At 61.6% G+C, this 10,136-nt stretch carries 11 protein-coding genes; 3 read left to right on the top strand and 8 right to left on the bottom strand.

Going from position 1 to position 10,136, the window contains the following annotated elements:
- The first annotated feature begins 143 nt into the window (after positions 1-143).
- Together H8S56_RS11085 and H8S56_RS11090 are read left to right on the top strand one after the other, a co-directional pair.
- Complete coding sequence (locus H8S56_RS11085; RefSeq protein WP_187518651.1) at positions 144-1,556, top strand: aspartate aminotransferase family protein; 1,413 nt, start codon at positions 144-146, stop codon at positions 1,554-1,556.
- Between the two features lie 81 nt (positions 1,557-1,637).
- Positions 1,638-1,865, top strand: coding sequence for an MbtH family protein (locus tag H8S56_RS11090; protein WP_024685504.1), 228 nt, complete (start codon positions 1,638-1,640; stop codon positions 1,863-1,865).
- Between the two features lie 742 nt (positions 1,866-2,607).
- On the opposite strand, the gene H8S56_RS11095 is transcribed toward H8S56_RS11090, so the two are convergent.
- Genes H8S56_RS11095 through H8S56_RS11130 form a run of 8 tightly spaced genes read right to left on the bottom strand, consistent with a single transcriptional unit; the run spans position 2,608 to position 8,792 of the window.
- The gene (locus H8S56_RS11095) at positions 2,608-3,522 is read right to left on the bottom strand and encodes a metal ABC transporter solute-binding protein, Zn/Mn family (RefSeq protein WP_187518652.1); all 915 of its coding nucleotides are present in this window, start codon (positions 3,520-3,522) and stop codon (positions 2,608-2,610) included.
- Positions 3,523-4,422 carry a metal ABC transporter permease gene (locus tag H8S56_RS11100; protein ID WP_187518653.1) on the bottom strand — a complete coding sequence of 300 codons (900 nt, stop codon included), beginning with the start codon at positions 4,420-4,422 and terminating at the stop codon, positions 3,523-3,525.
- Positions 4,422-5,186, bottom strand: a complete 765-nt coding sequence (locus tag H8S56_RS11105; protein WP_187518654.1) for a metal ABC transporter ATP-binding protein — start codon at positions 5,184-5,186, stop codon at positions 4,422-4,424. Before H8S56_RS11105 ends, H8S56_RS11100 begins: the two co-directional genes overlap by 1 nt.
- The gene (locus H8S56_RS11110; RefSeq protein ID WP_187518682.1) at positions 5,183-6,115 is read right to left on the bottom strand and encodes a metal ABC transporter substrate-binding protein; all 933 of its coding nucleotides are present in this window, start codon (positions 6,113-6,115) and stop codon (positions 5,183-5,185) included. The genes H8S56_RS11105 and H8S56_RS11110 overlap by 4 nt, the downstream gene beginning before the upstream one ends.
- A 25-nt stretch (positions 6,116-6,140) precedes the next feature.
- Positions 6,141-6,710, bottom strand: coding sequence for a DUF6162 family protein (locus H8S56_RS11115; RefSeq protein ID WP_187518655.1), 570 nt, complete (start codon positions 6,708-6,710; stop codon positions 6,141-6,143).
- Entirely contained in the window at positions 6,707-7,045 is a 339-nt protein-coding gene (locus tag H8S56_RS11120) for a hypothetical protein (protein ID WP_187518656.1), read from the bottom strand. Before H8S56_RS11120 ends, H8S56_RS11115 begins: the two co-directional genes overlap by 4 nt.
- Complete coding sequence (locus H8S56_RS11125) at positions 7,042-7,584, bottom strand: thiamine pyrophosphate-binding protein (RefSeq protein ID WP_073173490.1); 543 nt, start codon at positions 7,582-7,584, stop codon at positions 7,042-7,044. Before H8S56_RS11125 ends, H8S56_RS11120 begins: the two co-directional genes overlap by 4 nt.
- Positions 7,581-8,792: a PepSY-associated TM helix domain-containing protein gene (locus H8S56_RS11130; RefSeq protein ID WP_187518657.1), complete on the bottom strand. Its 1,212-nt coding sequence runs from the start codon at positions 8,790-8,792 to the stop codon at positions 7,581-7,583. The genes H8S56_RS11125 and H8S56_RS11130 overlap by 4 nt, the downstream gene beginning before the upstream one ends.
- A gap of 326 nt (positions 8,793-9,118) precedes the next feature.
- Between H8S56_RS11130 and H8S56_RS11135 the strand changes: the two genes are divergently transcribed.
- Entirely contained in the window at positions 9,119-10,096 is a 978-nt protein-coding gene (locus H8S56_RS11135; RefSeq protein ID WP_187518658.1) for a TauD/TfdA family dioxygenase, read from the top strand.
- Positions 10,097-10,136: the final 40 nt, after the last annotated feature.

A 10,136-nucleotide genomic window follows, 5' to 3' on the forward strand; every position in this document is an offset into this window, starting at 1 on the left:
CTCGTTACCGGGTTAAATCCGCAGGCCGCTGGCGCGTTTTCAATGGAAGGAATACACGCCTGAGTCTGTCGGGTCCTGGTACTCGGCCGACTCGGGCCATTCAACGGTTTCGCTCATCAAACAGCGTATTGAGGGTTGCACAGATGTCAGTCGCTACCAGGTTTATCGACGATCAGCCGACACGGGTTGCCCCGGCGCCGGTCGAGACGCTCTACCAGTTCGACGAGTCGCCCTTGCTGGCGCGGCAGAGTCGCCAGGAATCCAATGCCCGCAGTTACCCACGGCGTATTCCGTTGGTGCTCAAGCGCGCCAAGGGTATTCACGTCGAAGACGTTGAGGGGCGGCGTTTCATCGATTGCCTGGCGGGTGCTGGCACCCTGGCGCTTGGGCATAACCACCCGGTGGTGATCGCGGCGATTCAGCAGGTCATCAGCGACGAACTGCCGCTGCACACGCTGGACCTCACCACGCCGGTCAAGGACCAGTTCGTGCAGGACCTGTTCGGCCTGCTGCCGGAAGAACTGGCTCGCGAAGCAAAGATTCAGTTCTGTGGACCCACGGGTACTGACGCTGTGGAAGCGGCATTGAAGCTGGTGCGCACCGCCACCGGGCGCAGCACCGTGCTGTCGTTTCAGGGCGGTTACCACGGCATGAGCCAGGGCGCACTGAGCCTGATGGGCAGTCTGGGGCCGAAAAAACCGCTGGGGGCGTTGCTCAGCGCTGGCGTGCAGTTTCTGCCGTATCCCTACGACTATCGTTGCCCATTCGGATTGGGCGGCGCGCAGGGTGTGAACGCCAATCTGCATTATCTGGAAAACCTGCTCAACGACCCTGAAGCCGGTGTGCAATTGCCCGCCGCGGTTATCGTCGAAGTGGTGCAGGGTGAGGGCGGCGTGATTCCGGCCGACCTGGACTGGCTGCGCGGCGTACGCCGTATCACCGAGAAGGCGGGCGTGGCATTGATCGTCGACGAAATCCAGAGCGGTTTTGCCCGCACCGGCAAGATGTTTGCGTTCGAGCACGCCGGGATCATCCCTGATGTCGTCGTCATGTCCAAAGCCATTGGCGGCAGCCTGCCGCTGGCGGTCGTCGTCTATCGCCAGTGGCTCGACACCTGGCTGCCGGGCGCGCACGCAGGGACTTTCCGTGGCAACCAGATGGCCATGGCCACAGGGTCTGCGGTGATGCGCTATCTCAAGGACCACAACATCTGCGAGCACGCCACGGCGATGGGCGCGCGACTGGTTTCGCACCTGCGCGAATTGCAGCGTGATTTTCCGCAACTGGGCGACATCCGCGGGCGCGGCCTGATGCTCGGCGTCGAGCTGGTTGACCCCGCTGGCGCACGTGACGCGCAGGGCCATCCACCCGTGTTTGCGCGGCTGGCACCGCTGATCCAGCGCGAATGCCTCAAGCGCGGGCTGATTCTGGAGCTGGGCGGGCGGCATGGCAGCGTGGTGCGTTTCCTGCCGCCGCTGGTGATCACCGCCGAGCAGATCGACGAAGTGGCCGGCATCTTTGGCCGCGCACTGAACGCTGCGGTCGCTCAGCTTTAATTTTTCGACGTCGCGAGACGTTCAATCCCTATAGCCGCCATGAATTGGCACGGCGGCGCTGAACCCTCATGGAGAGCAACAATGACTTCAGTATTCGACCGGGAAGACATCGTCTTTCAAGTAGTGGTCAACCACGAAGAGCAGTACTCGATCTGGCCCGACTACAAAGCCATCCCCAACGGCTGGCGCACCGTGGGCAAGAGCGGCTTCAAGAAAGAATGCCTGGCTTACATCGAAGAAGTCTGGACCGACATGCGCCCATTGAGCCTGCGCCAGAAGATGGAAGCGCAGACCGCTCTTAGCCATTGACAGGCACACATCTCACTGGATAGGCACAGGCCTTGTGGAAGGCGGCTTGCCGGCGAGGCGTTTTTCAGTTCACCCTTCATTGACTGGACTGACGCTATCGCCGGCTTTCCGGCGATGTGGTTTTTGAGTTCGCCTTTCATTGGCTGGACTGACGCTATCGCTGGCAAGCCGCCTCCCACGGTATCTGCATTCAACCAGCCTCTATGTTTCTGACACAGCGCTGTCTGGCTTCAAAAACGGACAGGTGGAAGGAGGCTTGCCGGCGATGTGGTTTTTCAGTTCGCCTTTCATTGGCTGGCCTGACGCTATCGCCGGCAAGCCGCCTCCCACGGTATCTGCATTCAACCAGCCTCTATGTTTCTGACACAGCGCTGTCTGGCGGCAAACACGGATAGGTGGGAGGCGGCTTGCCGGCGATGTGGTTTTTGAGTTCGCCCTTCATTGACTGGACTGACGCTATCGCCGGCAAGCCGCCTCCCACGGTATCTGCATTCAGCCAGCCTTTATGTTTCTGACACAGCGCTGTCTGGCTTCAAAAACGGACAGGTGGAAGGAGGCTTGCCGGCGATGTGGTTTTTGAGTTCGCCTTTCATTGACTGGCCTGACTCGATAGGCGCAGAAATTTCACTGGATAGACGCAGGCCCTGCGGGAGGCGGCTTGCCGGCGATGCGTTTTTCAGTTCGCCTTTCATTGACTGTACTGACGCTATCGCCGGCATGCCGCCTCCCACGGTATCTGCATTCAGCCAGCCTTCAGCGCCCCGATAATCTGCTCGATATCCCGCTGCAGCTCAGCCAGCGGATCCGCGCCGTCAATCCCCAGTACCAGTAACGTGCTTCCCGCGGCCGTAATGGCGGCCTTGACCGGCTCGGGTGGCTGGCGGTGGTCGAGTACCAGGGCCACGTCGTTGTCCTTGAGGGTCGCCGACAGTTTCTGTATCGCTTCGGGCGTCCATTGCTCATCGGTCAGTGGCTGGGTGTCGATCAATTCCAGATTCAATCCGCTGATCAGGTAACCGAACCGGTCTGACACACTCACCACGCTCAGGTTGTCGGCACTGGCCAGACTCGCTTCGCTGCTGGCGCTGAGCTTGAGCAGTTGTTGCTTGAGGGCGGCCAGATTGGTTTCGATCCTGGGTTTGGCGGCCGGAGCCAGTCGCACCAGGTCCGCAGCCATCACGTCGGCCATACGCCCCATGTTGTTGCTTACCAGCCACGGCTGACTGTTCAGGCCATCGATACCTTGTCCCGGCTGTACCGCGATGCCCGGCAGGCTGCCGTCCACCGGGCGTGCTGCGTCGATTTCGACGATGCGGATGTTGCTGCGGCGCGCATTGGGGTAAAGCGGGTCATCGGCCCAGATCGAGCGTAGGCCGATGACCGCATCAGCGTCCGCCGCCAGGCCGCGCAGCGCCTCGGCACCGCGCCCGGTGAAGTAGGCCGTCTGGCGCGAGCCGGGCAGGTTGGCCGCTGCGGCACGTTCCAGCACCACGCCGCTGTCCTTGAGCAGAATCTGCCCCAGACCATAAGTAATCGGCAGGCTGGCCAGCACGCGCACGGGTTGGGCGCTCGGCGCTGTTGCTTCAGCCGCGGACAGGGAATTACACAGCAGGCCAGAAAGCGCCAGCGCCAGGGTCATACGTCGCAGAGTAAACATTTATCCGATATTTCCTTTGAGGCTGGGCACAGTGCCGCGCGCAACGGCGGCAAGGGCGAACGCGATACCGGCCACCAGAATGATCGCCGCGCCGGATGGCACAGGCAGGTCAAAAACGATAGGCAGCAGAATGCCGCACAAGGTACTGACGGTCGCAATCGCCACCGAGATCCAGAAGAAGCCTTTGAGTGACTGGCTCAGCAACCGGGCGGCTGCGGCCGGAATCACCAACAGTGCGCCGACCAGAATTGCGCCGATGACTTTCACGGCGGCCACCGTGATCAGCGTCACCAGAATCACGAACAGGTAGTCCAGCGTCTTCACCGCCACACCCCGTACGGCAGCCAGTTGCGGGTTGAAGCTGGCCAGCATGATCCGGTTGTACAGCGGCAGGCTCAGGCCCATCACCAGCGAACCGACGATCAGCAGCACCAGCAGGTCGTTGCCGTTGACGGTCAGTACCGAGCCGAACAGGACGTTTTCCAGAATGTGCACATTGATCTTGCCCGCCAGCACCAGCAGCAGGCTTGCACCCAGCGCCAGCGAGACCGACAGGAACACGCCGATCAGCGTGTCGGGTGCAAGGCCGGTACGGTTGCGCAGGTAGTTGAGCACGATGCCGAACAGCAGGCAGTAGCCGAACAGGCTGCCATACGGGCCGGTGTAGGGTTCGCCGAGCAGAATGCCGATGGCCACACCGGTCAGCGCCGCGTGACCCACTGCTTCGGAGAAAAACGCGAAGCGCTTGACCACCACCAGCGTGCCCAGACCGCCCAATACCGGGCCGATCAGCAACCCGGCAAGCAGGGCATTGACCACGAAGCCGTAGGCCAATGCTTCAGGCAAATAGCCGGACGATGCCAGGCCTTGAATGAAAAGCCGAAAGCTCTCGTAGTCCATTACGCATCGCTCCCGTTTTTGACGTTTGCAGCACGCGGATGCGCCGAAAACAGGGTCAACAGCCGCTCTGGCGTCAGCGCGGTGTGTGCCGGTTCATCAAACAGCACCCGGCGATTGAGCCCCGTCACCTGATCGGCAAGCCGCTTTACGGCTTCCAGATCGTGCTCGATCCACAGCACCGTGATGCCGGCCCGACGCCAGTCGCCCAGCAGGCGTTCGAAAACCTGAATACCGGCCTCATCCAGCGCCGACATCGGTTCATCCAGCACCAGCAACTGCGGGGCCGGAATCAAGCCCTGTGCCAGCAGCACGCGCTGGCGTTCACCGCCGGACAGCGCGCCCATGCGGCGTTTGCGCTTGTCCTGCATGCCAACCCGCTCCAGCGCTTCGCCGATGGCGGCAGCGCAATGCTTCGACAGGCCCAGAAACGCCGGACGTCGCTGGCACATGGCAGCCATGAAATCATCCACGGTCATCGGCAGCCCCCGGTCGAACTCCAGCGCCTGCGGCACGTAGCCGATCAGGCCGGGCGAACCGGGCCATTGCAGGCTGAGCTGGCCCTGATGCGGGGTTTGCCCAAGCAGGGTCTTGATCAGCGAACTCTTGCCGCCGCCGTTGGGGCCGACCAGTGCGTGCACGCTGCCCGCCCGAACGTGGAAGCTGATGCGGTCGAGAATGGTGGTGCGGCCCAGCGTCAGGCTCACCTCACCGAATTCGATGCCCGGCCCTTGTTGAGTGATATCGAGGTTGTGCGCAACCGTCATGCGCCTGCCTCCTGAATTGCCCGGACCACGGTATCCAGGTTGCCGGCCATTTCCTTTTCGTACTTGTCGGCGCTGTATTCGCCATAGGAAATGTGCGACAGCGGGTACAGCTTGACCCCGGACTCGCGCTGAATGGTCTCGACGTACGTGGACGGGAAATCCATCTCCGAGAAGATCACCTTCACGTCCAGCTCACGCAATTGATCGATGGTTTTCTTCAACTGGCTCGGGCTCGGTTCGATGCCGTGAGCCGGTTCCACCACCGCCGTGACTTCCAGGCCGAACTCACGCAGCAGGTAATCGTAGGCAGCATGCACCGTGGCCACGCGCAGGTCGGCGTTCGGTGCCTTGGTCAGCCTGGCCAGGGCGTCGGCACGCATCTGGCGCAGGCGCTTGCCGTAGGCCCGAGCGTTGGCGGTGTAGGTCTTGGCGTTGTCCGGGTCCAGCTTGCCCAACTCGCGGGCGATGTTGTTGACCTGCGCGATGGACGCGCTGATCGACAGAAAGGTATGCGGGTTGACCACCTTGCCCGCGCCACGCGCTGCCACGCCGGTTGCGGCCAGCAGCGGCACGTCGGCGTTGGCTTCGATGGTCTTGATGTTCGGCGTTTCGCTGGCGGCGATCATGCGGTCGGCAAAGTCGTCATGGCCGACGCCGTTGAGCACGATCACGTCGAGCGAGCCTATGCGCTTGATGTCCTCGGCACGGGGCTCGTAGGCATGGGGGTTGAAGCCCGCCGGAATCAGCGGCACGACCTCGGCCTTGTCACCGACGATATTGGCCACGTAGCTGTAATACGGATGCAGGGTGATGCCGATGCGCAGGCGCTTGGCTGGATCGGCAGCGTGGCTCAGCGGTGCCAGCAGCGTGGCGCAGAGGCCGATCAGCAGGACGCGCAGCAAGGGACGGCGTTTGAAGAAAATAGGCATGGGCAAGCGGTCTTCTCGGGTGATTTCAGTGCTGATGCTGGCGGGTAACACCAGCGTCGAATTGCGCGACAACCTGTTGCCAGCCCACGCCGATCAGGGTCTTGTCGCTGAGATCGGCGGGCGCAGACGTGGCCTTGCGGTTGATCCAGATATCGGGCTGATCGTCAGCCGACGAGCCGACCCGCATCAGAAACGAGCCTGCCACGCCTGGCGACTGGCTCAGGCCCAGGTAGGACTGCTCCAGCATTTGCCAGGCATGGCCGCCACGGCTGACGGAACTGGCGTCTTCGGCGAACGGCGCAAAGCCTTCTTCACCCAGTTGCTGCGCCGTGACCGGCGTCTGCTGTTCCTGAGTCAGCAGGCGGATTTCATCCAGCGTCACGCGCAGGTCGGCATAGATCCCCTGTTCGGCGGCGGTCAGGTCGCGGCGTGCATCGAGCTGATGGCTGGCCACGCTGTGGTCGTCCTGACGTTCGCCATGCAGGCTGACGACGCCAGCAGCAACTGCCAGAATCAACAGGCACAACAGCAGGACGTAGAGGGTTTCGTGCCCGGCCCCGGCCGGGCGCACGATCTGTCGGGTCGGCGCACTCATGGGGTCTGGATGTCCGCCTGGTCGATTTCCACGACGTGACCGGGACCGGCATCGAACAGCACGTAGAACTCCGAGGCGGGGCGCTTGAACATGACGGTCGAATCTTCACCCAGCTTGCCGGGTACCAGAATGGTTTCGTCATAGCCAATCACATCCAGCGTCACGCCCGGCGCGCCGCTGCCGTCGGAGAAACCGCCGGTGCAGCGGATCTGTTCGTTGTCGATCTGTTTGCACTCGCACATCGGGTTGTGCGCCAGCGCCGTGTTGCTCAGGCCCATGCCGATCAGACAGAGCGCAGCGGCCGTCAGCTGCCGCAGGGAGAAGCGTGCATTCATGGTTTGGCTCCTTGTTTTTTCAGCCAGGCCACCGTGGTCGGTGAGGCCTGTTGCAGGGGAATGGAAGTCTGGTGCACGGAACCGTCCCAGCCTTCCATGGTGATCCACAGCTCGGAATCGGCGCTGGTGGTTTCCGGGATCTGCATGAAGGCACCCATGCGATAGCCGCCGCCGAAGAAAATCACCCCGGCGGTACGCAGGCTGCGGGGCTTGCCGATGCGCAGGTAAGTGGCCTTGACCCGGTCGATACAGGCGTTGCACAGCGCGGCATTGAACCCTTTCATGTAGCCCGACGCGCCGGACAGACGCGGCGCTTCGTTACGGTCCTCGGCCAGTCGCAGGCTCCAAGGACCGACCTTGAACTCGCCGATCTCCCGTTGTCCCAGGCCCTTGTCGCCACGATCCAGCGAGTTGTCAGCGAAGTACTTGGGCATGAAGCCCAGCGGAATCAGGATCAGCAGGACGTTGATGTGGAAACGCCATTTATGCCAGAAACGGCTCAGTGACGAAGCGGGTTGCGCAACGGCGGCCTTGCTCACAGGTTGTTCTCCGGGGTGCCGGTCGCCAGCGGCGGCCGTGGGGGTTGCCGGTTGGACATCGGGCTTATCTTCGCCTCGCGCTTGAGGGCATTGAGGGTGGCCAGTGCGGTGCGTTTGCTCCAGATCAGCAGGCCGCTGAGCACCATCATGCTCAGCACCAGACCGAAGAACGCCCAGATCAGCTTGATCCAGATACCGCCGAAGTCGCCGGTGTGCAGCGGGCGCATCGACTCGGTCACGAACTCCAGTTTGTTGCGGTCCGATAGCAGGTGCGAGGCGGCGATTTCACCGCTGTAAGGATTGATCTCGGCGGTCTGGTACATCAGCGGATACCAGCTGCGGCCGCCAACCTGCATGTTGCTGTAGGCGTTGAACGGCGGTGTGATGAAACTCGCTTCCAGGCCCGGAATCCGCTCCTTGGCGATCTCCACGGCCTTTTCCAGGCTGATGGTGGGCGCAGGACTGCCGTCAGCGGTCAGCGGCACGGCGCTGTGGGGAATGATCGACGCCACTTGGGAGCGGCTGGAAATGCTGATCTGGTTGTCGCCCAGAATCGCCTGAATCAGAAACCAGGTGCCGGTGATGGAAATCACCGCAATGAACCAGATTGACCAGACACCACTGAGCCGGTGCAGGTCGCCCCAGAAAATCCGTGGGCCCTGGCTGAAGCGCAATGGCTTGAAAAAGCCTTTCCAGAATTTCTTGTAGACCACCAGCCCGGTGACCAGCGAAGCCAGCAGCGGCAGGCCGAGAATCGACACCAGATACCAGCCCCACGAATAACCGTTGGTGAACGGCACCAGCCACCAGCCGTGCAGGGCGCGGGTGAAGCGGCGGAAATCGAACGACGGCGTCAGGCCCTGAATCACCCCGGTGTACGGGTTGACGTAAGCGGGCACCGAGCGGCCGTCGGGGTAGGTCACGAACACACTGAGGGCAAAGTAATCGCCATCCGGCTGCATGATCGTGCCGACAATCAGGTCCGGTTCATTGCGTTCGAGTGTGGCGCGTATCTGCTCGAAACTCATCCGTTCGGCAGTGTCCGAAGGCGGGTTGTCGCGTATTTCCGGCATGGCCAGCCACATGATTTCCTTGCTGACCACCGCCAGCGTGCCGGTCACGCAGACGATCAGCACGAAAAACCAGATGGGCAGGGCCAGCCAGCTGTGGACGAGAAACCAGATTTTCGAGCGGGATTTCTTCGACATGGGTAAACGGTCTCGATTCACGGGATTGAGCGGCCTTCAGGCAGGCACTGATGCTCGTTGGGGCAATTGGGCGTTTCCGGGATCTTCTGAAAAACGGGCGCGGTTATACCGACAGACCCCGTATCCAGTTAAAGACGAATGAGAATGCAAAAGATGTAGGTTTTTTTTGCGCCTAAATGAAAGGAAATGTTTCAGCTTGGTGGGCGTGAGTCGTCGATTGACATGAACCGGCTAATTTTCCATTCGCCGGCAACGTTCAATCTGGACATTGGTGTTGCGTCGGGCCGCAGGGGATCGGGCGCTTTGGCCATCAAGGGAGAGTCATCATGAGTCATGCGTTGAGTTTGCAGATCCGGCCATTGCTGGCAGGAGCGGGTACATTGCCGATGCTGGTACAGGCACCCGAGCCCGGTCTGGACTTGATGGAAGCGCTGGGCGAATTCAAGCCGCTGGTCGCCGAACACCTGTATCGCGCAGGCGGCATTCTGTTTCGGGGCTTTGAGGTGGGTGGCCCTGAGGCGTTTCGCGAATTCGCCGCAGGCTTCGGCGATCCGCTGCTCAACTACGAGTTCGGTTCCACGCCGCGCAGCAACGTGACCAAGGGGGTGTACACCTCCACCGAATACCCCGCGCACCAGAGCATACCGCTGCACAACGAACAGGCTTACACGCTGGAATGGCCGATGAAAATCTGGTTCTACAGCATGATTGCTGCACAGACCGGCGGTGAAACGCCGATTGCCGACAGCCGGGAAATCTATCGCCGGATCCCTGCGCGCATTCGTGATCGATTCATCGAAAAGAAACTGATGTACGTACGCAACTACGGCAACGGGCTGGACGTCGAGTGGAGCCAGGTATTCAACACCGAGGACGAACGCGTCGTTGAAGCCTACTGCCGTGCCCACGCCATCGAGTGCGAGTGGAAGGACGACGGCGAACTGCGCACCCGGCAAATCTGCCAGGCCGTGTCGCGCCATCCGGTCACTCAGGACACGGTCTGGTTCAACCAGGCGCACCTGTTCCACATCTCCAACCTTCAGCCGGAAGTGCGCGAAACCCTGCTGGACGTGGTGGACGAAGAAGACCTGCCGCGCAACGTCTACTACGGCGACGGCTCGCCTCTCGAAGAGAGCCTGCTGGACGAGATTCGCGGGGTACTCGACGACTGCACTATCAGCTTCCCGTGGCTGGAAAACGACGTGCTGATGCTCGACAACATGCTCACCGCCCACTCCCGCGCGCCATTCACCGGCAAGCGCAAAGTGGTCGTGGCCATGGCGCAGGGGCATTCGGACAAATAGTTATATTCTTATCTTGATTCGCAATCATCCGGCTCTCCAG

This window comes from Pseudomonas triticifolii, from assembly GCF_014358015.1.
In the GTDB taxonomy this organism is placed as follows: domain Bacteria; phylum Pseudomonadota; class Gammaproteobacteria; order Pseudomonadales; family Pseudomonadaceae; genus Aquipseudomonas; species Aquipseudomonas triticifolii.

Excerpts from the sequence above, each read along its gene's own strand:
- H8S56_RS11110 (WP_187518682.1), bottom strand. The coding sequence starts at position 6,115 with ATGCCTATTTTCTTCAAACGCCGTCCCTTGCTGCGCGTCCTGCTGATC.
- H8S56_RS11120 (WP_187518656.1), bottom strand. The coding sequence starts at position 7,045 with ATGAATGCACGCTTCTCCCTGCGGCAGCTGACGGCCGCTGCGCTCTGT.
- H8S56_RS11130 (WP_187518657.1), bottom strand. The coding sequence starts at position 8,792 with ATGTCGAAGAAATCCCGCTCGAAAATCTGGTTTCTCGTCCACAGCTGG.
- H8S56_RS11090 (WP_024685504.1), top strand. The coding sequence starts at position 1,638 with ATGACTTCAGTATTCGACCGGGAAGACATCGTCTTTCAAGTAGTGGTC.
- H8S56_RS11095 (WP_187518652.1), bottom strand. The coding sequence starts at position 3,522 with ATGTTTACTCTGCGACGTATGACCCTGGCGCTGGCGCTTTCTGGCCTG.
- H8S56_RS11085 (WP_187518651.1), top strand. The coding sequence starts at position 144 with ATGTCAGTCGCTACCAGGTTTATCGACGATCAGCCGACACGGGTTGCC.
- H8S56_RS11135 (WP_187518658.1), top strand. The coding sequence starts at position 9,119 with ATGAGTCATGCGTTGAGTTTGCAGATCCGGCCATTGCTGGCAGGAGCG.
- H8S56_RS11115 (WP_187518655.1), bottom strand. The coding sequence starts at position 6,710 with ATGAGTGCGCCGACCCGACAGATCGTGCGCCCGGCCGGGGCCGGGCAC.
- H8S56_RS11105 (WP_187518654.1), bottom strand. The coding sequence starts at position 5,186 with ATGACGGTTGCGCACAACCTCGATATCACTCAACAAGGGCCGGGCATC.
- H8S56_RS11100 (WP_187518653.1), bottom strand. The coding sequence starts at position 4,422 with ATGGACTACGAGAGCTTTCGGCTTTTCATTCAAGGCCTGGCATCGTCC.